Genomic DNA, 26,611 nt, shown 5'->3' with positions numbered 1-26,611 from the left:
CTCTTTAGTTATTTTTACAGTTCTTCTAATATTTTCCACAACTCTTTGGATCTAGATCCTTTCAATAAAACAACATCGGCGGTTTTTAAGTTTTTTTTTAAAGTTGAAATTAACTCAGAAAGTTCCATAAACAATTCAACAGGTCGATTTGCTTTTTTCCAAACCTCAACAATAGGTAAACACTCAGCACCAAGACAATACATTTTATCCACATAATTTAAAGCAAACTCACCAACACGTTGGTGACATTCATCTGAAAAATGTCCAAGCTCCATCATACTACCTAAAACAGCAATTTTATAACCTTTTCCCGTTGCATTTGGCAGCGTTTCTAAGGCAGATTTGACCGATAGTTCTGAGGCATTATAAGAATCGTTTAAAAAATAAATACCCTCTTTTTGAACAAATTGTAGGCGCCTCTCGGGTAATTTAAGAAAAGGGATAGCCTGTTTAATTTCACTCCAAGTTAGCTCGAAATACCTCGCAACAGCAATCGCAGCAAGTAAATTGTGAAGATTGTGTTTACCGGGCAAACACATTTTACCAAGAGAAATACTCTGTCCTTCTGTTTTTATTCTAACTTCTTCATTAACAGTTTCTAAATGATAATCAGCACTAGAGCTTACTGTCGAAAAGGATATTTTTTTGCATTCTCCTATTTGAGCAATTGTTTCATAAGCTTCTATCTCTCGATCAACCACACCTAATCGAGTATGCGAATGAGAAAATATTTCTGCTTTTGTTAAAGCGATATCTTTTAATGTTTCAAAGCGACAAGCATGGACTAAAGCAGCTGTGGTCAATACAGACACTTCTGGATGAGCAATATTAACTAATGTACTCAGCTGCCCAGGTTCTGTCATTCCCATTTCTAAAACTAAGATATCTTCCGTTCCAGTTGTATGATTTAATACAGTTAAAGGAAGACCTACCTGTGAATTGCTATTTCCCTGGGAAGCAGCAGTGACATATCTCTGCTCTAAAAGTGTTTTAATAAACTCTTTTGTGGTTGTTTTCCCTATTGAACCTGTTACAGCTACAACACGGCTCGTTTTTTCAAGACATTTTTGAGCTAGCATTTGGAGAGCTAGTAAAGGATTTTCTGCTCGGAATAAATGCATTCCAAATACAGGCCCTTGATAATTTTGATCGACGATTGCCGCTAAGGCTCCTTTTTGCTTCACTTCATTCAAATAGGCGTGCCCATCTACATGCTCTCCCCTTAAAGCGACAAAAACCTCATTTTTTTTTGTTAGCCGACTATCTACACAAAATCCTTCAACCACTCCTTCTACTTCAGGCAAAGAGGAGTTCAAGATTTTAGCAATCTGTTTTAAAGTCATTATTCTCATTGTTGCTAATCCTATTTAAAAAACCTTAGTCCGGCTTTATCTTTATTAGCTTCTTCTCTTATCCCAAATAAAGCATGGATTGGATAAGAAATCGCAGATTTGTGAACATAATGAGGCAAAACAATGTAAACGGAATGAAATATTGGAGTTGCCATTTCATGAAATGCCAAGGTAAAAATAAGGCAAATAACTCTACTTGGAATCTTTTTCACGATTGAAATAAAATTTGGCACTGACCGGTCAGACATTTCACCTGCCGCTTTTCGAAACGCTGCGATAGTTAATTCAAATTTTGTTTTATTTAACGGTTTATTTCAATTATATCCATCTATATTGGATCAAAGCTTAAGAAAAGTCAAAGGTTTCATGGGTTTTATATAAAACCATTGAAATTTCTTATCATGCCAATATTTGAATGAACAGAAAGCAAAACCTTACTTACTTTACCATTGACTCGCTTGAAATCCCTAAATCGTTTATGATAATTCTTTTCGCGAAAAAGCTTTGGAGAAAAAAAAATGAAAATTAAAGAATTTAATTGGGGACTAACACTCTTCTTAACGATTTATTAGACTCTTCTTATCCTTTCTTTACCCTTTTACTTCTACTTTACTCCCCTTCTTTAGGAATGATTGGAGTATCCATCATTTTACTTTATTGAACCGGTTTAAGTATTACAGTAGGTTATCACCAATTTTATTCACATCGAAGCTATCGAACAAATTCTTTTGTGGAAAGCTTCTCTTATTTTTTGGTTCAATGGCTGGTCAGGGAAGTGCTCTAAGATGGTCATTTGATCATCGCTTGCATCATGACCACGTCGATACAAATTGTGACCCTTATTCTAAAAAAAGGGGTTTTGGTTGCTCATTGCCTATGGATTTTAGAAAAGACTAAAAAAATTGAAGCTAAAGTTGTGCCCGATTTAATAAAAAATCACCTTGTTCAATTTCAACTTAAATATGATTTTCTTTGTATGCTCATAAGTAATGGAATTGCTTTTTTAGTTGTCGGTTGGTTTTTAGATGATCATATGGGAGCTTTTTTTCTAGCTTGCTGGACACGTTTATTTCTTCTTCATCACTTTACGTGGTTTATCAATTCACTTGCTCACACCTGGGTCGATCGCCCATTTTGCCAAGAGCAATCAGCGGTCAACAATTATATGTTGGCCCTATTAACTTTTGGTGAAGATTATCATAACTATCACCGTACTTTTTGTAATGATCACCGAAATGGAATTCGTTGGTCTCATTTTGATCCCACAAAATGGCTCATTTGAACACTTAGCAAATGTGGTTTGACTAAAGAGCTGAAACGGATGGATTCTTATACCATCCAAAAAAAATGGTTCTTGAAAGAAAAAGGTTATTACTAGGTCGTGTTTGCAACTTATGGTATGTAAAAAAAGATGAGCTTGAAAAGCTTGTTCGCGAACTAGCTGAAAAATTAGTCTTAGAATTTGCTGAATTTAACCAATTGCGAGTTAACTACCGGCTTGCTCGAAAAGAAGGGCGAGAACCAGATCAATTAAAGGTTTTTAAACAAAAATTGTCTATCCTCAGAAAAAATCTTAAAAGCAATTGGCGGTTATGGAAACAACTCTCTCGCTATATTTTAAAACTCAAACCTTTTGAATCCTTTCCCTGCCCTATTTAATTCAAGAACATAACTATCCTGCCTTGATAGGCCCTTACGTTTTTCTCTCAACTCCTATTCCTTTTAAAACAAACTTTTTTGTTGCTAGTTTTCTAAACTGGCATATTCCTTGCATCTCTTAGTATACCATTCAATACAAAAATTAAATTAAATTATTAAAATTTAAAAAATTAATAATTAATTAATTTAAATTAATTATAATTAAATTAAATAAACTAAAATGGTTAATACTATGAATCTAAATACTGAATTTAATAAAAGTATTCATTCTGTTAGTTTTAAACCATCAACGCAAGATATTAATCATGCTAGTAGCAGAATTAATGTTCATATGGGGCATGCCTATCAACTATTAAAACAGTTAGAAAATCAAAATGGTCACAATCCGCAAGTAGCTGAAATTTATGAAAAAGCTTCTACTGAATTATTTCAAGTTCATGAAAATCTTGCTAACGCTTTAAATCCTGCAAACGGAAACACCTTATCGAAAAAAGAGATCAAAGACTTAAATAAAGCCATCAAAACATCTGAAAAACAAATCGCTCAAATTATTCAAAAAGCTCACATCGAAGCTGTGGTTCAATTAGGTGGCGAAAAATTTAGATCTGAATTAACAGCTCTTTCAAAAGGAGGGTTTGAAGCCAAACTCATTCGATTTTTTGCTTTGACTTCTTCAACGAAAAATGCGGCTGTTGAGGCTTTTAAACAAGCGACAAGTGCGATGGATCAAGCAAGTCGAACAATGCCAACAGAACTTCAAGATATAAAAACAACAGATTTATCCTCTGTTCAAAAAGATCAGCTAGAACAAATGAGAGCTTTTACAGATGGAATAAGCGACGTTAAGCGTCGAGCAGGTGTGGTTGGACTCAATGGAATTTATCGGGTGAAATTGAATTTTTCAGAGGAAAAGATCCAAAAACAAGTCAAATCTTTCTCAGCTCAAAATATAAGCCAACAAGTCAGAACAACAATGACTCGTACTGTTTTTTTAAAAAAAGAAGGGCAAAGTGTTCCATTTACTAGTACCCAAACACCACTGAATGCAGAATTTGATAAGGCTTTAGAAACGAATGGCTCAGCGCGCGTGTTCGAAAAAATTTTTGGTAAAACTGGAGGGATCTCAAGTGCGAATCGACAAGAAGCGCATTTGATTAATGGATGGGAATCTAACTTAAAAAACTCGGAAGGCCAAATCGTTTATCAGGCATTGAGACACGCTATTACTTCTGATAAATATGAAACCAATGCAACAATTAGAAAAGAAAACTCTAAGCAAGCAGCTGGCGAACTCTTAAAAGCCGCTGTGTTACAACATTTATCAGATGTAGGAATGTCTTTAGAAGATGCCCAAGCACGGGGAATTAATCTTAATTTCAATTCGGTTAGTCTTGTCACACCAGATGATTTGCGTGCCATTGGTTCAAAAGGCGCTAATGAGAAAAACATGTTGAATGATCAAATTGCTGCTTTACAAAGTTATGCGGGTCAAAATAAATCTATTGATATCGATGGGTATGCAATTGGTGTTAACTTGAACATCAATACATTTAATTTTGGAGTGAACGCAGGAGCTGTTAAAATAGGTTTTGGAACAATTAATCAATCCTTAGAAAATAAAAAAGCTTTTCAAAGTTTAAAAAATCAAGCAGAAGCTTTGATCAACAATGAAAAAATTGGATTGCCCGAAGAACGAGCTAAATTACAGAGTCTTTTAGATGACATCACTTTTCTCATGGAATCTCCCAAAGCTTATTTAGATGGAGATAATCAATATGAGATTGGCGCAAAAATTATCAATCTCAGTAATGGTATGGATAACATTCAAAAAGGAACTAAATGTGCTTTTAACTGTATGAGTGGAAAAGACCGCACAGGAATGATGGATGGTGTTGCAAAAGCCTTTGCCATTATGAATGAAATCAATGGAAAATTTCCGTCTCACGAAGAACTAAAATCTGATCCAGAAGTCAGAAAACAATTTCGAGAGATTTTTGTTCCTATCATGATGGAGATGGGAGGTTTAGATATTACTCGCATCAATACAGGAGCCACTGGTTACAAAGTAGGAAAAGAAGCGAAATTGGCAGGCTTGCCTGAAGAAGAATTTCTGGAAATGATGGGTCTTTCTAAAACCACTTCTAGTTAACCAAAAGTTTCAGATTTGAAAATTTTTATTTTTCAAAACTGAATCTTTCAAAAACAACCACTTAGAAAGCATTTTTTACTTTTTATAAAAACGCGCTTGACGAAATGATGTTTATTTGTGTATACCCTTAACTTTTCTAGGTGGTGGCATAGCCAAGTGGTAAGGCAGAAGCCTGCAAAGCTTCCATCCCCCAGTTCGAATCTGGGTGCCACCTAATTATTTCTAATATCTTTGCCCTATTTCTCCTTCGTATCCCTTTTTTAAACGCTCATTTAAAATTAGAAAAATTTTTGTATGTTATATCTAGTTGCGACTCCCATCGGGCATTTATCAGACATAACTTTTAGAGCTATTGAGACACTTAAACTCTGCGATTATATTTTATGTGAAGACACACGGCATAGTCTTAGACTTCTTCAACATTACGCTATACACAAACCTCTTAAAAGTTATCATAAGTTTAACGAAACCGAAAAGTCTCAATCAATTTTGGATGATCTCCATGCTGGTAAAAATATTTGTTTGATCTCTGATGCAGGCACACCAGGAATTTCTGATCCAGGAACGCAATTAGTCCAACTTTGCATATCCAATCAAATTCCTGTTACAGCGATTCCAGGTCCATGCGCAGCGATCCAAGCTTTAAGTTGTTCAGGACTTCCAACAGATCATTTTCAATTTATTGGCTTTCTTCCCCGCAAAGAAGGAGAGCTAAAAAAATTTCTACTTTCACTTTTTACCTATACAGGGACAACTATCTGCTATGAATCTCCTCATCGTTTAATCGATACTTTAAAACTGTTTCACAGTTTACAACCTCATAGACAATTAGTTGTGGCAAGAGAATTGACAAAAAAGTTTGAAGAATTTGTCAGAGGAACAGCAGAAGAAATCTTCAAGAAATGGAAAGATAATGAGCCACGTGGTGAAATTGTCTTGATGATCGAACCTTTTTCTCAAACACAAGTCGATTGGAATCAATGGTCTCCCGAAGAACATGTTTCTTGGATGCAAGCAACATATTCACTTTCTCGCAAAGAAGCCATAAAAATGGTGGCCGATTTGCGTCAAGTATCTAAAAGAGACATCTACAATCTTTTTCACAATTGACAATCCAAGCTTGAGGTATTTTTAATCCTCGCATAAATTATTATTTAGTTCTATGGACTATAAACAACTCTTCAAAATATCCTCCTTTTATTATATTTAAAAAGAAGTTAAACTTAAGTCTAATCTCAGCCTAGAGATTCAATCTAGTATCGAAATGACTTTAACAATGTTCCATCCCTCATAAACTAAAGCTCGGCTTACTTAAGTTAATCGCTAACCAGAGATTCCTATGAAAGAATCGCAATCTAAATCTTATGATCAATTTCTTCACCCTTACGTTTTTATTCTAAAAGAAGGGAAAAAAATTCAAGATGATTTTCTCGATTATTCTTTGTTACTGCTACAAGTTAACTTAGCGGATGTGATTCCTTCTCCCAAACACGTATTTAAATCTAGCAAATCAACAACTCAGTTGCTAAAAAAGTAATTTCTCTCTTGCAAAATTCTCTTTTTTTCCCTAGCATCATTTCTCAATGATTAAACTTTTTTGCGTCATTTAAATGACTTGCAAGGTGAGAAATTGAAATCTTACTTTGAGCGAAAATTCGATAGATAAGAAATTTTAAAGAGGAGCTCATATGTCAATACCTAAAGAAATTATTTTTGAAGAGGAAGCACGGGAATTTCTTTTAAAGGGAATCAAGAAATTAGCAGACGTTGTTGCCTTCACCCTTGGCCCTAAAGGAAGAAATGTAGGTCTTGAAAAAAGTTGGGGGGCTCCCACAATCACAAACGACGGCGCAAGCATCATTCGAGATATCCAACTCGAAGACAAATACGAAAATATGGGCGTTGCAATGGCAAAAGAAGTCGTCCAAAAAATTAAAGAAAAGTGTGGAGATGGAACAACAAGTGGGGCTCTACTTTTAAGATCTTTAGTAGAGGCCGGTATAAAAAATATTTCTTCTGGAGCAAGTCCAATCGGAATTAAAAGAGGGATGGATAAAGCTGTTGAAGTTGTTGTAAAAGCGATTGAAAAGGCAGCTATTCCAGTTAAAACAAAACAAGAAACAAGAAACGTTGCTGTTGTTTCCGCTTCCGGTAATCAAGAAATTGGCGAGTTAATTGCAGAAGCGATGGAAAAAGTGAGTAATTCCGGCGCTATTACAATCGAAGAAGGAAAGGGTACCGAAACAAGTATAGAAGTTGTCAAAGGGATGAAATTTGATCGTGGTTATGTCAGTCCTTACTTTTGCACGAACCTCGAAAAAATGATTGTTGAAATGGATCAGGCTCAAATCCTCCTCGTTGATAAAAAAATTTCTAGTATTCATGAATTACTTCCTGTTCTTCAAGCTACGGCTGCATCAGGGCGCGAACTTTTAATCATTGCCGAAGATATTGACGGAGATGCATTGTCAACACTAGTCGTCAATAAACTTCGTGGTACTCTAAAAGTAGCTGCTGTTAAAGCTCCAGGGTTTGGCGATCGTCGTAAAGCAATGCTTCAAGATATTGCAACGTTAACAGCCGCTACGGTTATTTCTGAAGAAGTTGGCATTTCTTTAAAAGAAATTCCAGCAACAGCTTTAGGATCAGCAGAAAAAGTCACTGTCACAAAAGAATCAACAACGATTGTTGGTGGAACAGGAGCTCAAGAAGACATCGCTGCAAGAATTAAACAAATTGATGCCGAAATTAACTTGGCACAAAGTTCTTATGATAAAGAAAAACTAGAAGAGCGACGAGCTAAATTGAGTGGTGGCGTTGCTGTTATTCGAGTAGGTGCGGCAACAGAGACTGAAATGAAGCAGAAAAAACAAATGTTTGATGATAGCTTAAATTCAACAAAGGCTGCTTTAGAAGAAGGAATTGTCCCGGGTGGAGGAGTTGCTTTACTAAACGCAAGTAAAACATTGGGCCAACTAAAACTAGAAGGCGATGAAGCGATAGGAGCTAAAATTGTTTTGCAAGCTTGCGAAACACCTATTAAACAAATTGTGCAAAATACCGGTTTTGATGGAAGTGTCGTCTTAAATGAAGTCCTCAATTCTCCTGCCAATTTCGGATTTAATGCTTTAACTGAAAAAGTCGAAGACTTAATTGCCGCTGGCGTGATTGATCCTGCCAAAGTCATTAAAAATACGCTTACCTACGCAGCATCAACTGCCGGTATTGTGCTTCTTTCTGAAGCATTGATCGCAGATGCGGATGAAGAAGAAGAAGAAAACTCTACCAAATAAGTATAGTTTTGGGAGTTTGCAAAATCATTTTTTAGCAAACTCCCAAGACTTTATTCTTAGAACAGAAAATGTTCTAACAAGACTAACTTCTAATGATAGAAATGTGCTTTTGTTAATTTTTACGGTTGTGTCTTAGAGTTGATTTGTTCTTTAGCGGAATTCTTTGCATTCTCAGTTAACGTCAAAGATGGCTTGAGGCCTAAGCGAGTTGCTTTTAATTCTTCTTGACGATTATTTCGAATGATTTTCCTTTGAATATATCTAAGATGATGTGCTATATCCTTCATAATAAATACCTCCTAAAACTAATCAGTTTTTCAATCTAAAAGCTTGATCAAAAGTAGATAATAATCTGTCTACTATCAACGATTTTTTATTAAAAAATAATCATCCCCTTTTTAAATTTTCGATAATTTTAGAGTTAAAAGACTGCTTGCTCATTTAACTCTGCCTGTATTAGGTTAACATTTTTCTTTATTTTTTTACTTAAAACTATTACTAGAATTTATAAATATTTTCTCAATATCCTGGTTATAAATGGCTTATTACTTTTCTCTGACTGAAATAAGTGTCGATATCAATCAAACCACTCTGCTGTAGAATGATAAATACAATAGCAATGGGAGCAATCCAACGAATAAAGAAAATCCACGGGTGCCATAACCAACGCATGGTCGTACCAGAAGAAAACTCTTCTTTCGCTAATTCTTTATCTAAAACCCAACCCGTAAAAATAGACACTAATAACCCTCCAATAGGTAAAAACCAAAGAGTAACCAAATCATCAATAGTTTGAAAAAAAGTTTTTCCATAAATGGCGGGCCAGTTTGCAAATAACGTATTTGTATTAGATAATGCGCTAGGAATACCAAATATAAAACAACTAATCGACACAATTAAAACAGCTTTTTGACGTGACCAACCGAGTAAATCAGTAAAATTTGCTGTGACAACTTCGATTAAAGCGACAGCGGAAGTGAGTGCCGTAAACACAAATAACACGAAAAATGCGGTAGAAATAAAAAGAGCTCCCGGCAACTGAGCAAATAAAACCGGTAATGTTTTGAAGACAAGCCCAGGACCAGCTTCGGGTGCAAATCCAAAAGAAAAAATAATAGGGAAAATCATGAGGCCTGCCAATAAAGAAATTAATACAATCATGACACCTATGATCACTGCCGTTTTAGGGATATTGTCCCCTCTTCTCATATAGCTTCCGTAAGTCAACATGATCCCTTGACCTAAACTAAGCGTAAAAAAAGATAGCCCGAGAGCATCAATAGCAGCAGAGGGTTTAAAACGAGATAAATCTGGATAGAAAATAAAATTAACTCCTTCTCGAAATCCTGGAAGGGTGAAAGCATACACACACATAATTAAAAGAATAATTAATAAGCCAATCGTCATAAAGCGACTCCAATACTCAATCCCTTGACGAATGCCTCGATAAACAACGGCGGCTGTCAATGCCGTGAAGAGAAAATGCCAGAATAAAGTGATATCAGCTGAAGAAGCAAGGATGTCAAAAACCCCTGAAATTTCTTGGGCTGTCCGATCCTTGTAAAATTGACTGAGAGACATGAAAATGTAATTGAGTCCCCACCCAGCTAAAATACTATAAAAAGACATGATTAAAAAAGAGGAGGCAACCCCTAACCAACCCACAGTTTTCCAAGCAGCAGAGTTATTAGCTAAGCTTGCAAAAATGCCAACAGCTCCACGTTGGGCTTTTCGGCCCAAAATCAATTCCGCAATAAAAACTGGAACTCCAATAAAAAACGTGCATAAAATATAAATAAAAACAAAGAGCCCTCCACCATTTTCACCTGTGACATAAGGAAATTTCCATAACGTTCCGAGACCAATTGCCGATCCCGCTGCCGCAAGAATAAATCCTAAATGTGAACTCCAGTGCTCTCTTTGTTTTTGCATATTATTTGTCTCCGAATTAATGAATACAATTGATTTGGTATTAGGCGAAAAACGACGCCAAACAAATTTTAACTTGCTTGTGTGTTAGACGTAGATGGCGTCAGTGTCAAAAAGAAATGAAATGGTTGAAATAATTTTTTTAGCTGGAGAAAGGATAAAAAAATTTCTTCTTTTGGACATAACAATCTGTTAATCCTTTGAAAACGATTTTATCGATCTCTTATAAAAAAGTTATGCTTCAAATGAGTTAGTTAAACTAAGCATTTGAGGAATTTATCACAACGTAACTAAGTTGACAATAGTTATTTTTTCTTATACTATCTTAAATTTATTGAATAAGGATTGCTCATATTATTCTCCCTCTTTATCGAAGCCGCTGTTGTTTTAGAATCGTTTGTATTATCTTTCTCATTTTATTTTTTTTTGCAGGTATTCGACAAATGATTAAAAGAAAGGCTTTTAAACTATGTTAAAAATCATTAAAGAAGAAAATCCGTGGTATGCAGAAGGATTATCGTTTGAATGCACTGGATGCGGTCAATGCTGTACAGGCGCTCCTGGATATATTTGGGTCAATGAAGAAGAAATCAAACAAATCGCTTTTCATTTACATTTATCCATTCAAGAATTTGCAGATCATTATTTACGCTCTATTAATGGACGTTTTTCACTGCTTGAGAGGCCACAAACTTATGATTGTGTTTTTCTAAAAGATAAAAAATGTCAAATTTATTCCGTCCGTCCTACCCAATGTCGTACCTACCCTTGGTGGCCTCAAAACCTGAAAACAAAAAAAGATTGGAAAGAAGCTGCTAAATGGTGTGAAGGAATTTCGGAAACAGCTCCTGTTGTCTCCGTAGATAAAATTCGTGAGCAATTACAGAGACAACTGCGTGAAAATAACCAGCCATGACAAATAAAGTTTTAGCTATTGGATCTGGTCAAGAGGTAATGGATAAATCAACAGTCACTGTCAACTTAACTGTCGCTTTTTCCAATTGAGCCCTAAAGATAAGTTTATTAGGTGCCGATATTTATGCTCCCTCGATTCCCATTATGTTAAATCTCAAAAATTGAGCCCCTGCCTCAAAAAAGCAAAACAACCACATGACTAAGCTTATTCCCTTTACAAAATTTGGAATCAAAATTATTTCAATTGTTTTCCTCTGATTGAAGAAACCCAGATGCGTAATTTGGAGAAATTTTCTTCTTCCTTCTCCCTTAAAATAAAATGCTTTCAGAATTTTAGGGGGCAATTTAGATCTTTTATTAATTGATCTTCTTCCAGGCACAGCACAGGCAATTGCTTATTGTCCCTTTCATACGTATTATCCATGACGATCGCTTTTGTTGTAGCAACCTCTTAAGATGTAGCCATTTTAGTTGTAGTCAAAGCTATTAATGCGTTTGATCAATTAGAAATTCAGTTGTTGGAAAACATCGAAAATATGGCCGAGTTTACAGTTCCAGAAACAAGCCAAATTTATCCTATTTTGGTGAGATAAAAACAGAAAAATTAACAAGTTCCTTTTTTCAAATCCCTCCTTTTTTAGCCACTATTCCTTTAATTCCGCTATTCAAGAAATTAATGATAAAGGACGGTCCCCTTGCTTTTTATCCAGGCCATGTCAATCGAGTCTTTTTAGATTTAGCAAAACAAATTCACCTTCTTATCTAACCGATTGATAATTACTTTAATCCGTGACGGTAAACTCATTTTTTTTCAGAAAATCATCTCGAATACAAATTTAAGCCATGAATAATTTTTTATTGCATGCATTCTCAAGCTCTTTTATGGTGAAATTAAACTTACCTTATTGATTTAAACACTTAAAATGAGAATGATTCCATGGAACTCGCTGAAAAACCCCTTTTTGATTTAGTCACGCAGAAAAATGTTAATCTATGGCTAGAAGGTCAATATGATGTAGCTACAAAAGCAGAAATTAAGCAACTCCTTTTAGAAGACCCTAAACATATTGTTGATGCATTTTTTACGAATCTGACTTTTGGAACGGGAGGGCTCAGAGGAATCATGGGAGTTGGAACTAATCGGATGAACTTTTACACTGTCCGAGCCGCTACACAGGGATTAGCCAACTACATCAATAAGCAACCCAATGAAACTCAAAAAAAACGAGCGGTATTTATTGGTTACGACTCTCGTCATCACTCCAGAGAATTTGCTGAAGAGACTGCCAAAGTATTAGCAGCTAATAAAATTCACGTTTATCTGTTTAAAGATATTCGCCCCACCCCCCTTGTTTCTTTTGCTTGCCGTTATAAAAAATGTATAGCAGCTGTCATGATTACAGCTTCTCACAATCCTCCTGAATATAATGGTTATAAAGTTTATTGGTCTGATGGAGGACAGTTAGTGCCCCCTCATGACGATGGAGTCATTGCAGAAGCTTCAAAAATTGTCGATCCCAATCAGGTAAAAGTTTGTCATTCCCTTGACGATTTATTAATCGAAGAAATTGACAATGAAATTGATGAAGCCTATTTGAAGGCAATTCGTCCTCTTCAGCATTACCCTGAAATAAATCGAAAGCAAGGCAGTCAACTAAAAATTGCCTATACTAGTTTACACGGAACGGGAATTACGATGGCTCCCCTAGCCTTAAAGGAATGGGGATTTACCAATTATGTTTTTGTTGAACCTCAAGTCATTCCCGATGGTACCTTCCCAACTGTTCGATTTCCCAATCCAGAAGAACCAGCTGCCTTAAAACTCGGTATCGAATTAATGCTACAATCAAAATGTGATCTTTTAATCGCTAATGATCCAGATGCCGACAGAATGGGAATTGCTGTCCTTCACAAAGGAGAAGCTGTTTTATTAAATGGAAATCAAACTTGCGCCCTTCTTCTCGACCACGTCTGTGAGGCTTTAGCTAAACAAAAAAAACTTCCTGAAAAAGCTGCTTTTATTAAAACGATTGGAACCACAGAGCTTTTTCAAGCCATTTGTGATGCCTATGAGAGACCCTGCTTTAATGTATTAACAGGCTTTAAGTATATTGCTGAAAAAATTCATGAATGGGAATTATTCAAAGGAGGACACCAATTTATTTTTGGTGGAGAAGAGTCATACGGATATCTATTAGGGACTCACGCACGCGACAAAGATGCTATTATTTGTAGCGCGCTTATCTCCGAATTAGCTTTAAAAGCTAAATTAGAAGGAAAAACTTTGCTAGATAAACTTCATGACCTTTATCACAAATATGGGATTTATCAAGAAAAATTACTTTCAATTAACTTTGGCGAAACTAAAGAAGGAAAAGAGCAAATGTCTTTGGGAATGCAAAAACTTCGCTCTACACATCTGAAAAATATTTGCGGTATCCCTGTCATGGTGATTGAAGATTATTTATTATCCACCAAAATTTATTTAGAAACAAATCAAACAGATCCTATTACTCTGCCCATTTCAGACGTTCTTTTATACTGGCTCAAGGATGGCACAAAAGTGATGGTTCGTCCTTCAGGAACTGAACCTAAAGTTAAAATTTATTGTGGGCTTGTAGAAAAACAATTTACAACGATTGAACAAGGACTTGAAAAAAGTAAAACAAGATGTGATCAATTATTGAATTTTATGAAAACACATCTCATGTCTTAAAAAAAACTTTTTGAGAAGAAAAAATTTGCATGCCTCATTCATCGATCGATTAAACTATTGCTAATCTTTTTTCTTCTCAAATTGTTAATAAACATCTATTAGAAATTAAATAAAGCGAAATTCTTTTAAAAAAATCAATGGTAAATTTTTTTATTGTCACTTTATTGAATTTTTAAAATATATGTAATAATTATATTAAGTTCTTCCAGTTAAACCATATTAAATAAATCCCAAGTAACAGGTGTTCCCTTTGCAATAGATTGATTAATAGTCAATCCTATGATTTTATCAATTTCTTTTGGGGGTAACCCTTTATTGGGCCTAACTGATCGAATGTGGTGCAGCTGTATTTTTTCTCCTTGCTCAAGGTCTTCCACAAAATAGAGAGAAGGGCGATGAGAATGCGTGGTTTGTTCGACGGCAAGAGGCCCATAGTGAATCTGACCTAACGCTTCCCAAGCATTTTTTGATTCGTTAACTAAGAGTTTTAACTCTTCCGGCTCCAAAGAAAAAACACTGTCAACTCCTCCTTCTTTTCGAGAAAGAGTTAAATGTTTTTCTATAAGGCAACATCCAAAAGCTAAACTTGCGATAGAAGCACCTATTCCTAAAGTATGATCTGACAATCCTACCAGTACTTGAAAATTTTCGCTCATGTGAAAAATTGTACGTAAATGCATATCTATTGATTTCGCAGGATAGGCAGCTGTGCATTTGAGTAAAATTAAATCTTGGCAACCAGCTTGTCTGGCTACATTCACAGCTTCAGTGATTTCTTCTAAATTGGCACCCCCTGTTGATAAAAGCATAGGTTTACCAAGTGAAGCAACTTTTTGAATTAAAGGTAAATCGACGATTTCGGGAGAAGCAATTTTATAACAAGGGACATCTAACGCTTCCAAAAAATCTATTGCACTTTCATCAAAAGGTGTACTAAAAGCAACCAATCCTAAAACTTTGCATTTTTCAAAAATAGGTTGATGCCATTCCCAAGGCATATGAGCTTCTTGGTAAAGATCATAGAGATACCGTCCAGTCCACAAACTCGATTTTTCTTCGATTAAAAATTCAGGACGCCGAACATTTAAGGTAATAGTATCCGGTGTGTAAGTTTGTAATTTGACAGCATGAGCTCCAGCTCGCGCAGCTTCTTCAACAAGTTTTAAAGCCCGTTCAAGTGAACCGTTATGATTGCCGGATAATTCAGCGATAATAAACGGGGGATGCTCAGGTCCAATTTTTTTAGATCCAATTGAAATATCCATGTCGAACCTTAATGAGGCTTAGAACTTTTTTTATTGGGATAAGGGCGTCTTTTTCGAGGTTTAGCAGCTTCCTGTTTTTCAGGTGGTGGGCATCCGATCCAACGAGGCTCCTGTTTAATCTGTTTTAGAATAGCATTTAAATATGGTAGCTCCCTAGAAGTCACCAAAGAAATAACTACTCCAGTTTTCCCATATCGCCCTGTTCTTCCAGATCGATGCACATAAACATCAGATTCATGAGAAAGTTGGTAAATAAAAACATGGCTCACTTTAGAAAAATCCAAACCTCTGGCAACAATATCCGTTGCAACGAGCAGCCGAATCTTACCTGTCCGAAACTTATTTGTCACAATAGTGCGAATATCTTGATTTAATCCCGCATGTAAAAAATCTACTCCATCTAAATGAGACTGTAAAGTACGACACACTTTTTCTACTTGAAACCGCGACTGACAGAAAATAATAGCTTGCGTGGGATTATTCTCTTTAATGAGTTTGATAAGCTCATGGTCTCTTTGATGCGCCAAGCAATAAACAAAGCAATGCTCTAATAGATGGGGGCTTGCTTGTTCTAAAATTAAATTCACCTCTTGAGGATCTTTCATGTGATGCTTAGCTAAACGTTGAATCGCAGCTGGCATCGTTGCTGAAAACAATAATGTTTGATGAGAGTGGTTTAAGCATTGAATAATAAAAACAAGATCATCGTAAAATCCCATGCTTAACATTTCATCAGCTTCATCTAGTATCAAGGTTTCCACATGAGACAAATCAATTTGTCGCGAATAAATAAAGTCAATTAAACGTCCAGGAGTGGCTACTAAGACTTGTACACCATGTTTAAGTTTAGATTGCTGTAAAGCTGAATCTTCTCCCCCAAAAATTGCGAACGCTTTAACTCCTTTATATTTCCCAATTTTTTGTGTTTCTGTTGCATATTGCAAGGCTAATTCTCTTGTTGGGACAATGATCAGGGCTTGAATATCTGTCAGTTCCGTATTTACACGATTACAAATCGGAATAGCACAAGTGGCTGTTTTTCCAGAACCTGTTTGTGAAAGAGCGATAAGATCTTGTTTTTTTTGGATCAGTGGAATAGCCTCTGTTTGAATTCGAGAAGGCTCTTTAAAATTCATTTTATCTAGTGCTTTTAAAATTAATGGATCTAAATTAAAAGTTATAAATCCATTGGGCTCTTGAGGAAGCAATTCTACATCTATTTGTTCTTGCATGAGGGTAATCTAATGACGTTGCGCGGAGCAATACGTTCCGCAATGTTGTTTTTAATGATAGCAGTGACGATTTTTTTCGGAATCAAATAAGAAAGCCAGGTTAATAACCGGTATTTCCAATCAATAATTGTTAAAGGAGTTAAGCTTTCAATTTGTTTCCAAATTGCACGAGCTACAAATTTGGAAGACATGACCGCAGTAAATTTTCTTGTACGCGTCATTCCAGCATTTTGGCTAAATTCTGTTTTAACCATTCCTGGACACGCAACCAACACGCGAATTCCAAGCGGTTTTAATTCTTCATCTAAACTTTGTGAAAACTGATTAATAAATGCCTTAGTGGCGGCATAAACAGCCATATTAGGCGCTACCTGAAAAGAAATAGCCGAGGATACATTTAAAATAACGCCTTGCTTAACCTGAGAAATTAAAGCTCTTGCTCCTTCCAAACTAAGTTGCAAAACTGCATTGACATTTACATCAACAATATGCTTTTGCTGTACAGTAGAATACGAAAGAGCTTCTCCATATAGACCAAAACCAGCATTATTAATAATAATATCGGGACAATGCTTATGAATTAAGTCAATGATTGTTTTGACACCTTCTTCCTGAGAAAGGTCGGCTGCCACTGCTTGAACAATCAAAGAACCAAATGTGTCCGTCAGTTTTTTTAATTCTTCTTGATTTCTACCCGTAATGAGTAATTTTAGTTCTTTTTGAGCCGCTAGATGAACAAGAGCTTGCCCAATTCCAGCTGTTGCGCCCGTAATAAGGACCAAACGTTGTTTCATCATCAAGCCCCCGCTTCTCGACACGCTAAAAGTTTTTTTTCTGGCGCAGGGTATTTAATGCGTGAATGACCTGCTGCTAATAAAGTTTTCACTAAAGCTTTTTTCACTGTATAGAGTTCTTCAAATGTCAATAAACATTGATCAAATTGTCCATCATCAACTTTTTCTCGAACTAAACGATCAACTAATCCCATCAAAGAGTCTTCATTTACTTTATCAAGTGAACGAGAAGCCGCTTCAAAAGAGTCAGCAATCATAATAATCCCTGATTCTTTACTTCTAGGTGTAGGGCCTGCATAACGAAATTCTCTCTCATCCACTAAATTCTTATCCCCACCCATTTTTTCAACTTGCTTGCGATAAAAATAATAAACAAGTGTTGTTCCATGGTGTTCTTTGATAATATCAATAATCGGCTCTGGAAGTCCCGCTTCTCTTGCTAATGAAACGCCTTCTGGAACATGCGCCATAATGACTTGAGCAGATTCTTGGGGTGTGAGAAGTTGATGAATATTTACTTCACCAAATTGATTTTCTGTAAAATATTGAGAAGTCGCCATTTTACCCACGTCATGATAGAGAGTTGCCACACGGCAAAATAGCCCATTTGCCCCTATAGAAAGAGCCGCTGCCTCTGCTAAATTTCCCACAACAACCGAATGTTGATAGGTTCCTGGAGCTTCGATTGTCAACCTTCTCAATAAATCATTATTGGGATTCATATATTCCATCAATGTCACATCGGTCATAATCCTGAATCCAGATTCCAGTAAAGGAAGTAATCCCACGCCTAAAACAGCCGTGAAGAGCATAAAGAAACAAGCACTCAGAATATCTGCTACCATAGAAAAATGGCCAATGCTGTTGTTATACAAATGCGAGGCTAAAATGGCAATTACGCAACAGATCCAAGCATTTAAACAAACAACAAAAATTTCTTTTCTCCGTCTAAGTGAATGGACACTCAAAATAGCAACTAAACCGGCCGTTAAATTTAAAAGAAGAAACCCTTCCCAGTCAAATGCCAAGGAAATTGAAGACACCACAGAAAGAAAACCTGCTGAAAATGCAGCAACCGCTGGATTAATTAAACTACATATCAAGATCGCTGCCAACGGAATAAAAAGTGGGTAACGAATTGTATCAATTAAGTTGTTTTTGGAATTTAAAAGAAAAAACTCGGTAAATTTTGATAAGATGAGTGTTAAAACTAAAATCGTCACCAACAGAAATATTTTTCGATTGGATTTTAAAATACGAGGCTGATTCGTTTGAAAATAAGATAGGAAAATTCCTATAAATAAGACTGTAAAAATCAAAGAGCCTAACATTGTAAAAGGATTAGAAAGGTTACGGCGAGTTCCCAACGCGCTTTTCATCGATTGAAGCATGGCAATATGTCTGGATGTGACTTTTTCACCTTGATCAATGATCCGATTTCCCGCATTCACATGCGTATATTTATCAGGAACAAAACTCTGAATTTTTTTTCTCAATTGTCTTTGAGCTGGAATATCTTCTTCGATGTGCCAATGACTATGTTTAAAAAATTCAATCGTTAAAGCGGATACGAGGGGTTCATACTGACTGAGAGGTAAATCTTTGGCTTGAATCTTTTCCCAAATAGATTCAGGAAGGACAGTTTGGTCTATAAGAGTATTTGGAGTATATATCTGATATTGATTGGTAGGAATTCCTAAAGATTTCATACGGTCCAAAGTCCGCGCATCGGTAAAACGCATTTCAACAAGAGCTTGCTCTATTTTCTCTGTTGCTTGATAAAGTTCATCAAACTGCCCGTTTTCTGTGTGCTTATGCCAAGCTTGGTTATATAGTAAAAAGTTTTCAAATTCGATTCGTTTTCGACGAATATCATTTTGAGAAAGTCGATAAATTTTTCCAACATCTCTGATAGAGTCTTGCTTCAAAATGATAGTCGCTTCTTCATCAGGGAAATCGAAATTTACTTGAGAGACAATATAACGAGGAGCAATACTGCCAAGTTCGAGCATTTCTACTCGAACTTCTCGGAAATGCAAAAATGAAAACAAACTAAAAGCAAACAAGCAAATAATCAAATAACGGATGATCTTGCTTTTATCAAAAAAACCTTGCTCACCAGAAAACTTTAATTCTTGCTGATTCTCAAAAATACTGTTTCTATCAGGCATTTTTGTTAAAACCTACACTATTTTTCATAGTTTTACCATAACACATCCTTGAATTGGCATATAGTAAAAACCCGACTTCGCCATTCGAATTCCCTTAAATAGGGAACTCAAAAAATGAATTTATGTGTCAATTTTTATGGAATCCGCTATATATAAAAGCATTTAAAAATTGGAATAACGACTATCGATTCAATAAACTCCAGATTGAAGCAAAGTCTTAAAAAATCCTAAATGCTGTCATCATGCCAAATTCCTTTTCGAAAACCATGACTATTTTCTTTCCTCTTTTAGCGGTTCTTTTATTTACTCTCTGGTCTACTCCAATCGATTTAGCGGTCTCTCAATATTTTTATCACCAAGGTGAATTTGATTCTTCTCCTACCACTCTTTGGATTTATCATTATGCAATTTTTCCTGCTTGGATTGTTGTAGGATTAGCAATTTGTGGAAGCGTAGCCTCAATTTTCTTACCTCGATTGAAATTCTTTCGGCCCGCTTTTCTTTATTTGATTCTTGTACTGGCAATCGGATCGGGAATTTTTGTGCATGCCATTTTTAAAGACCATTGGGGAAGACCACGACCCAAACAAATCATTGAATTCGGGGGTGCTCAATCATTTTTGCCTTATTATAAGCCTCGCTTCAATCATTCATTTGAACCTTCTAAATCCTTTCCTTGCGGACACTGCTCTGTCGGATTTTATTTTTTTAGTTTTTTATGGCTAGGTAAGCATTATCGAAGCTATTTTCTTTACATTCTTGGTTTATTTTTAACAATAAGCTTGGGAGGTGCTCTCAGTTATGCTCGCTTAGCACAAGGAGGACACTTTTTTTCTGATGTGATTTTTTCTGCATTAATTATGTGGTTGACATCGATTGGGTGTTATCAAATGATCTTTAAAAGCAGCTATTCACCATGAAAGGATTGACACCCAAACAACAAGCTATTTTGCAATTTATTCAACAATTTATCGATACTCATCAATATTCACCAAGTTACAGAGAGATTATGAAACACTTTTCTCTTGCTTCCCCGGCTTCCGTTCATAAACACATTCAATCTTTGCAACGCAAAGGAGTGCTAGCAGCCGAAAAAAAATGCAGTCGTTCTCTCATCCCTACTCATCCTCCCGCTTCACTAACTTTTTCAGCTGAAGTGTTACTCCCTCTTATTGGCAATATCATGGCTGGCTATCCCATTGAGATGTTTATGCGACCCCAAACCATTGCTGTTCCATCCACTTTTGTACATCATTTAAATAATACTTATATTTTACGCGTTCAGGGTAATAGCCTGTTAGAAGAGCTCATTCAAGACGGAGACCTTTTGGTTGTTGAAGCAAGGTCTACTGTTCAGCCAGGAGAAATTATCATCGGCGCAATTAATCATCATGACACCGTTGTTAAACGTTATTATCCTGAAGGGCAATACATTCGTTTAGAAAGCATTCATATCAATCATTCCTCTTTAACACTCCGTCACGATCACCTAGCTATACAAGGGGTATTAACAAATCTCATACGTTTTTATTGTTAATTAAATTTCTAAATTTTCATTGATCAAAAAAACTATTTAAATTGAAATTTGATGCAAATATTATTTGCAAGGATTGTGCAATATTTATTGTCGAATAATGTCTTTGATAACATTCTAAACAAACTATTTTGTGAAAAAATAAACTGGAAAAAATCCCAATTCACTCTTCAACCTCATCCAATTCCTCGGGTTCCGGCTCAAATTCCTCTAAAGTTTTAGACCGTCTTCCTGCTACAACACGAAACATTGCTAAGGTCAAAGCCAATAAAATATATCCCCAGGAAAGAACCGTACATGCTAAGGCAAAATGATGAAGGATACCATAGAAGACCAAAACAGCTGCAAGTACTGTGAAAAAAACAAGGCGAAAAGAAGAAACTTTTATTTCTAAACTTTTGACACTAGGGAATTTCCAGCGACTTACCATGCAATATCCTAATAGCATTAACATCACAGATAAAATCCAGGTTTGGCTGTGGGTAGGAAATTGTTTTACCCACTCAAAACTGGGATTAAACAAGAAAAAATTAAGAGAAACTGCCGCTGCCGCTGCCGCAGGAATTGGAAGTCCTGTAAAATGCTTCTTATGCGCAACAGCCAATTCAACATTATTTTTTGTAGCTAATGCTGCCACATTAAACCTAACTAAACGAAGAACTCCACAAAGTGAAAAGACAATTGCAGACATGGTAACTAAAAAAGATAATTTTGTACTGGGATCAACAGAAAGACTTTTTAAAATAATTACAGAAGGGGCCACCCCAAAAGAAATGGCATCAGCCAATGTATCAAATACTACCCCAAAATCACTTTCCGCTTTGATAACACGAGCGACTGCTCCATCCATCAAATCGGCAAACGCAGCTAAAAGCAATATAGCTGTCACAGCGGTTAAAATTTGTGGGGTCACTTCTCCTACCCCCGTCATATTCATTTTAAAGATGACAAAGAGTCCACAAGAAAGACCAAAAGCGGTAATGACATTAGGTAAAAAATAAATTTTCTTCCGTTGAAGAGAATGCATATCGGTTAATCACTCCAAAAGTTAAATGAGAGAATTTGTAAATAACATACCTGACAATCTTATTTTAAACCAAACCTTGAAGAATTCTTTAATCAACAATATAATTTTTATTTGACTTTTTATGCTATTTAATTAACCTGAGCAAAAGTAGTTATTCAATATAAATTAACTAAAGGAGGTCTTATGTTAAGGTGGGCTATAACCTTTTTAATTATTGCAATTATTGCAGCCATATTTGGTTTTGGTGGAATCGCAGCCACAGCCACTGGTATCGCACAAATCTTGTTTTACGTTTTTATTGTGTTATTCTTAATTTCACTTCTATTTAGCTTACTTGGTCGTAAAGGACCTACTCCGCCTATTTAAATCATTCATTTCATCTGTGGCAATGATTAAATGGATTATCCTTCGAGTTTGAAAGTTTTCTTTATGAAAGATTAACTTTCAAACTCAGGATGCAGCAGAAAGACTTTAATCCATTTCAGCTCAAATTTCGATTTATCAACGCTAATTGATTGAATTTGCGGGAGAAATAAAGTAAAAAAATGGTAAGATTTATTAAACTTTTTCCCCATCGAAAAGTCTAGAAGTCTGACGAATTTTACAAAAAATTCATTCTTCTCTAAAAAATAAGTATAAAGTTAACCAACATTCATTTTGTTTACATACCGCTTATTTTGACAAATAAGACAAAATGAACTTTTAGCAGATAGCAAAAATATGCTTATCTAAAATTTTTATAAGTGAATTCTTTTTTTTTAAAATTGTAAGGTTATTTATTCATGATCTCTAAACGCTCTCGACTTAACGCTGTAGGTCAAATTTATCATCAATTTGAACTAGTTAAAGCTGTAGAAATTCCAGAACTTCAATGTTTTCTTAGAGAGCTTGTGCACCAACCCACAGGTGCGATGATTATGCATATTGAAAATGAAGATCCAGAAAACTTATTTTGCTTATCCTTTAAAACATTACCGGAAGATTCAAGCGGAGTTGCTCACATCTTAGAACATACTGTTTTATGTGGATCCGAAAAATTTCCCGTTAAAGATCCTTTTTTTGCCATGAATCGAAGAAGTTTAAATACCTTCATGAACGCTTTAACAGGGGCCGATTTTACCTGTTACCCAGCCGCCTCTCAAGTTCATAAAGATTTTTATAACTTATTGGAAGTGTATTTAGATGCCGTCTTTCATCCTCATTTAAATGAATTAAGCTTTTTGCAAGAAGGACATCGGCTTGAATTTGCAATTCCTAATGATCCCTCATCTCCTTTACAACATAAAGGGATTGTTTTTAATGAAATGAAAGGGGCTCTTTCTTCTTCAAGTGCCAGATTAATTGAAGCAATTAATGCTAACCTTTTTCCAGATATTACTTATGGCGTCAATTCTGGAGGGGATCCTGAGGCCATCACTAAATTAACCTACGCACAACTCAAAGAATTTTACCAAAAGTTTTATCATCCAAGCCGTTGCCTGTTCTTTTTTTATGGAAATATGCCATTAGAAGAACATTTAGATTTTATTGCCAAACATACACTTAATCAAGCCACACGAGCTACTCCTCTTCCTCCTATTCCCCTGCAACCTCGATTTCTCCAACCAAAATCTGTGAAACTTTCTTATCCCATTGCTTCTGAAGAAGAAACGACAAATAAAACTATGTTGGCCTTTGCTTGGCTGACTTGTCATATTTTGGAACAAGAAGAAACACTTGCTTTAAATATCCTTGAACTCATTTTAATGGATAATGACGCCTCCCTCCTTAAAAAAGTCTTGTTGCAATCTGGATGGTGTAAGCAAGCCAACTCGTTTATTGATGTAGAAGTGAATGAAATTCCTTGGGGAATTATTCTTAAAGGCTGTCAAGCAGATAAAGCAGAAGATCTTCAAAAACTCATTAAAGACACGTTGCAAGAAATCATTAAAAATGGGATCCCTATTCAGATGATTGAAAATGCCATTCATCAACTTGAGTTTTATCGTAGCGAAATTACTGGAGATCATGCCCCTTTTGGCTTGTCTTTATTTATGCGTTCTGGACTTTTAAAACAGCATGGCGTTGATCCTGAACAAGGATTAAGAATTCATTCTCTTTTTGATCAGGTACGCAAACGTACTTTGTCTGATTCTTTCTATTTTACAAAGCTCATTCAGAAACATTTAATTGATAATCCCCATTTCGTTCAGATTGTTATGACACCTGACCAAACATTAGAAATGAGAGAAAATGAAAAAGAAAAAAAACATTTGAAAATAATTAAAAACTCACTATCGGAAAAACTCACTCAGGAGTTAATTCATAAAGCTGAATTGCTTGCCTCTTTTCAAAAAATGCAAGAAGAAGAAAGCTTGGATGTTTTACCAAAGGTTTGCATTCAAGACATCCCCTTAGCGGCGAGGAACTATTCTTTAAAAGAAGAAAAGATAGGGGCACTAACAGTTTTTCATCACGCTATCTTTACAAATGATATCGTCTATGCGGACCTCGTCTATGATTTACCAACCTTATCAGAAAAAGATCTTCCTTATTTGCGTCTTCTAACTGTTGTTTTAACACAAATTGGCTGTGGAAAAAGAAGCTACGCAGAAAACTTGGAATATATCCAAGGAAATACAGGAGGAATTGCAGCAGGAATTAGCCTAAATTTACAAGCAGAAAATGAGGCTTGTTTTTCCCCAACATTTCATTTACGTGGAAAAGCTTTATACCGAAAATCCTCTAAGCTTTTCGCACTTATGCATGAAACAATGGCATCAGCTAAAATCGATAGCTTAGAGAGATTAAAAGAAATTCTTTTCAAACATTTCACTGCGATGGAAAGTCGTTTAAATCAAAGTGGTTTAAAATATGCCATTAATTTAGCTGCGAGTGGTTTAAACATCGCTTCTAAAGTTGCCAATGATTTGTATGGGCTCAATTATTATGTAAAAATTCGAGAACTCGTTAAAGATTTTGACAAACAAGGTCCTTATATTTTAGCTAAACTTCAAGATCTCCAGGAAAAAGTGACTTGTTTGGATAACCCTCATTTGGTGTTAAGTTGTGATTCTACCTTTTATGATGAACTAAAAGGTCATGGATTTTATGGATTAAAAGATATTGATACACGCCCCTTTCATCCTTGGCATAGTCATTTTCCCTTATCAGACGTCCCCTCTCAAGGAAAAATCATTGCCTCTCCTGTTGCATTTATTGGCCAAGTATTTCCAACCGTCTCTTACGTCCACCCAGATGCTCCCGCCCTCACTATTGCGGCATTTTTATTTGACAATTTAACCCTTCACACAAAAATTCGGGAACAAGGAGGAGCGTACGGAGGTGGGGCTGTTAGTAATCCTCTTTCAGGAAATTTTTATTTTTACTCCTACCGAGATCCAAACATTTTTACGACCCTCAAAGCTTTTGAACAAGCTGTGGAAGCTGTTTTAAAAGGAGAGTTTGATGAAGTAGATTTAGAAGAAGCTAAATTTGAGATGATACAAACTTTGGATACTCCAATTTCTCCAGGCAGTCAAGCAGAACTGACCTATGGCTGGTTAAGAGAAGGTAAAACATTAGCTATTCGCCAAGCATTCCGTACTAAACTATTAAATTTGACCAAAGAAAATGTGATCGAAGCTGTTCAAAGAATTATTGCTCCGCAAATGGATAAAGGCTCAACAGTCGTTTTTGCCGGCAAAGAATTGCTAGAAAGACAGAATGAAGAATTAAAAAAAGCCGGGCTTTCACCACTAGTTATTGAAGGAATTTAAATTTTAAAATCATCGATGCTAACAATCAGCATCGATGAAAGCAATTCTAGAGATCTTTAACTATTTCTAAAGGCAAATTTTAAATTGTTAAATATTGACCAACAAGGTCCATACCTCTTTGCTCACGCACACTTATACTTAAAAAGAGTTTTTCTAATTTTCTAGAAATTTTCAAGTTTGTTTAGCCCTTTTAAAATCATTTCAACCACCATAAAACTCACAATTACTATTTCTATTCACCTAATATCCACAGCATGGCAGTGAACTAGATCTTTTTTATCAGCACATTCCAGTCTAACTATTTTGCTTTGCACAAGTATCTCTTTTAACTCTTTTAATTGTTTAATTCACATTGAACTTAATCATCCTTGATCATGTTTTAATCTGGAAATAGTAAAATGGCTTTGGTTTTGTCAAGAATACTAAGTGGGCAAACACACCTGTTACTTTGAAAGCGACAAAATTGGCATGAATACACGAATTAAAAAGACTGGAATGGAACTTAATATTCATGAATAAACTTGCCTCTTAACGAGCCAGTAAAATCAATGAAATCGGTGCCTAGAAAATTTTGCGTAGGACAAACAGAAAAATTGATTTTTAAGGGCTTTTCCTCAAAAATTACCGCTTTGGTTTTTGCTTTTAAAACTTTAGAAAATGCTTCTAATTTAGGTTTATCTCTCACTAGGATTTTTAAAAAGTTAAAGATCTTGTATTTAAACTTTATCGACCTCTAGTTATTTTTAAGAATTTTTGATTGATAAGAATATTTTTTATTTAACTACCATTGAAATAATAGTTATTTATATATTATAAT

The 26,611-nt window shown here is 35.5% G+C and carries 21 protein-coding genes and 1 tRNA gene; 13 read left to right on the top strand and 9 right to left on the bottom strand.

Annotated features, from left to right (window positions below):
• Positions 1–14: 14 nt before the first annotated feature.
• Both BU804_RS04895 and BU804_RS04890 read right to left on the bottom strand, forming a co-directional pair.
• Complete coding sequence (locus tag BU804_RS04895) at positions 15–1,352, bottom strand: UDP-N-acetylmuramoyl-tripeptide--D-alanyl-D-alanine ligase (protein ID WP_075883212.1); 1,338 nt, start codon at positions 1,350–1,352, stop codon at positions 15–17.
• Between the two features lie 11 nt (positions 1,353–1,363).
• Positions 1,364–1,600 carry a hypothetical protein gene (locus BU804_RS04890; RefSeq protein ID WP_075883211.1) on the bottom strand — a complete coding sequence of 79 codons (237 nt, stop codon included), beginning with the start codon at positions 1,598–1,600 and terminating at the stop codon, positions 1,364–1,366.
• Positions 1,601–2,163: 563 nt separating this feature from the next.
• On the opposite strand from BU804_RS04890, the gene BU804_RS14680 reads away from it, so the two are divergent.
• From BU804_RS14680 to groL, 7 genes are all read left to right on the top strand, one after another.
• Positions 2,164–2,634 carry a hypothetical protein gene (locus BU804_RS14680; protein WP_226996137.1) on the top strand — a complete coding sequence of 157 codons (471 nt, stop codon included), beginning with the start codon at positions 2,164–2,166 and terminating at the stop codon, positions 2,632–2,634.
• A gap of 65 nt (positions 2,635–2,699) precedes the next feature.
• Positions 2,700–3,011 (top strand): hypothetical protein, encoded by a 312-nt coding sequence (locus tag BU804_RS14675; protein WP_226996136.1) that lies wholly within the window; start codon positions 2,700–2,702, stop codon positions 3,009–3,011.
• Between the two features lie 232 nt (positions 3,012–3,243).
• The gene (locus tag BU804_RS04880) at positions 3,244–5,160 is read left to right on the top strand and encodes a type III secretion system effector inositol phosphate phosphatase (protein ID WP_075883210.1); all 1,917 of its coding nucleotides are present in this window, start codon (positions 3,244–3,246) and stop codon (positions 5,158–5,160) included.
• A 142-nt stretch (positions 5,161–5,302) separates the two neighbouring features.
• A tRNA-Cys gene (locus tag BU804_RS04875) sits at positions 5,303–5,374 on the top strand.
• Between the two features lie 80 nt (positions 5,375–5,454).
• Complete coding sequence (gene rsmI / locus BU804_RS04870; RefSeq protein ID WP_075883209.1) at positions 5,455–6,270, top strand: 16S rRNA (cytidine(1402)-2'-O)-methyltransferase; 816 nt, start codon at positions 5,455–5,457, stop codon at positions 6,268–6,270.
• A gap of 229 nt (positions 6,271–6,499) precedes the next feature.
• Positions 6,500–6,697 carry a hypothetical protein gene (locus BU804_RS04865; RefSeq protein WP_011175808.1) on the top strand — a complete coding sequence of 66 codons (198 nt, stop codon included), beginning with the start codon at positions 6,500–6,502 and terminating at the stop codon, positions 6,695–6,697.
• A 151-nt stretch (positions 6,698–6,848) separates the two neighbouring features.
• Positions 6,849–8,453: a chaperonin GroEL gene (groL, locus tag BU804_RS04860; RefSeq protein ID WP_075883208.1), complete on the top strand. Its 1,605-nt coding sequence runs from the start codon at positions 6,849–6,851 to the stop codon at positions 8,451–8,453.
• A 119-nt stretch (positions 8,454–8,572) separates the two neighbouring features.
• Here the strand turns inward: groL and BU804_RS13285 are convergent, their stop codons facing one another.
• The gene (locus tag BU804_RS13285) at positions 8,573–8,740 is read right to left on the bottom strand and encodes a hypothetical protein (RefSeq protein WP_158025022.1); all 168 of its coding nucleotides are present in this window, start codon (positions 8,738–8,740) and stop codon (positions 8,573–8,575) included.
• Positions 8,741–8,984: 244 nt separating this feature from the next.
• Positions 8,985–10,385 (bottom strand): sodium-dependent transporter, encoded by a 1,401-nt coding sequence (locus tag BU804_RS04855; protein ID WP_075883207.1) that lies wholly within the window; start codon positions 10,383–10,385, stop codon positions 8,985–8,987.
• A gap of 466 nt (positions 10,386–10,851) precedes the next feature.
• Between BU804_RS04855 and BU804_RS04850 the strand changes: the two genes are divergently transcribed.
• Positions 10,852–11,298: a YkgJ family cysteine cluster protein gene (locus BU804_RS04850; RefSeq protein WP_042282666.1), complete on the top strand. Its 447-nt coding sequence runs from the start codon at positions 10,852–10,854 to the stop codon at positions 11,296–11,298.
• 936 nt (positions 11,299–12,234) lie between these two features.
• Complete coding sequence (locus tag BU804_RS04840) at positions 12,235–14,013, top strand: phospho-sugar mutase (protein WP_075883205.1); 1,779 nt, start codon at positions 12,235–12,237, stop codon at positions 14,011–14,013.
• 209 nt (positions 14,014–14,222) lie between these two features.
• Here the strand turns inward: BU804_RS04840 and pseI are convergent, their stop codons facing one another.
• From pseI to BU804_RS04820, 4 genes are read right to left on the bottom strand one after another with little or no spacing between them, the layout of a single operon-like run.
• Positions 14,223–15,278, bottom strand: coding sequence for a pseudaminic acid synthase (gene pseI / locus BU804_RS04835; RefSeq protein WP_075883204.1), 1,056 nt, complete (start codon positions 15,276–15,278; stop codon positions 14,223–14,225).
• An 8-nt stretch (positions 15,279–15,286) separates the two neighbouring features.
• The gene (locus BU804_RS04830; RefSeq protein WP_075883203.1) at positions 15,287–16,510 is read right to left on the bottom strand and encodes a DEAD/DEAH box helicase; all 1,224 of its coding nucleotides are present in this window, start codon (positions 16,508–16,510) and stop codon (positions 15,287–15,289) included.
• On the bottom strand, positions 16,495–17,307 hold the full coding sequence (locus tag BU804_RS04825; RefSeq protein WP_075883202.1) for an SDR family NAD(P)-dependent oxidoreductase: 813 nt from the start codon (positions 17,305–17,307) through the stop codon (positions 16,495–16,497). The genes BU804_RS04830 and BU804_RS04825 overlap by 16 nt, the downstream gene beginning before the upstream one ends.
• Complete coding sequence (locus tag BU804_RS04820) at positions 17,307–19,475, bottom strand: HD family phosphohydrolase (RefSeq protein ID WP_075883201.1); 2,169 nt, start codon at positions 19,473–19,475, stop codon at positions 17,307–17,309. Before BU804_RS04820 ends, BU804_RS04825 begins: the two co-directional genes overlap by 1 nt.
• Before the next feature lie 242 nt (positions 19,476–19,717).
• Between BU804_RS04820 and BU804_RS04815 the strand changes: the two genes are divergently transcribed.
• On the top strand, positions 19,718–20,395 hold the full coding sequence (locus tag BU804_RS04815) for a phosphatase PAP2 family protein (protein ID WP_079988611.1): 678 nt from the start codon (positions 19,718–19,720) through the stop codon (positions 20,393–20,395).
• Positions 20,392–21,012 (top strand): transcriptional repressor LexA, encoded by a 621-nt coding sequence (gene lexA, locus BU804_RS04810; RefSeq protein WP_075883200.1) that lies wholly within the window; start codon positions 20,392–20,394, stop codon positions 21,010–21,012. Before BU804_RS04815 ends, lexA begins: the two co-directional genes overlap by 4 nt.
• Positions 21,013–21,172: 160 nt before the next feature.
• On the opposite strand, the gene BU804_RS04805 is transcribed toward lexA, so the two are convergent.
• A complete protein-coding gene (locus BU804_RS04805; RefSeq protein WP_075883199.1) occupies positions 21,173–22,036 on the bottom strand; it encodes a CDP-alcohol phosphatidyltransferase family protein in 864 nt (287 codons plus the stop codon).
• Positions 22,037–22,219: 183 nt separating this feature from the next.
• Here BU804_RS04805 and BU804_RS04800 point away from each other — a divergent pair, with 183 nt between their 5' ends.
• The gene (locus BU804_RS04800) at positions 22,220–22,402 is read left to right on the top strand and encodes a DUF1328 family protein (protein ID WP_075883198.1); all 183 of its coding nucleotides are present in this window, start codon (positions 22,220–22,222) and stop codon (positions 22,400–22,402) included.
• A gap of 416 nt (positions 22,403–22,818) precedes the next feature.
• Entirely contained in the window at positions 22,819–25,794 is a 2,976-nt protein-coding gene (locus tag BU804_RS04795; RefSeq protein ID WP_075883197.1) for an insulinase family protein, read from the top strand.
• The last annotated feature ends 817 nt before the right edge of the window (positions 25,795–26,611 follow it).

It is taken from the genome of Candidatus Protochlamydia sp. W-9, assembly GCF_001950615.1.
Taxonomy (GTDB): Bacteria; Chlamydiota; Chlamydiia; order Chlamydiales; family Parachlamydiaceae; genus Protochlamydia; species Protochlamydia amoebophila.
This window is presented reverse-complemented; position numbering and strand designations above follow the sequence as displayed.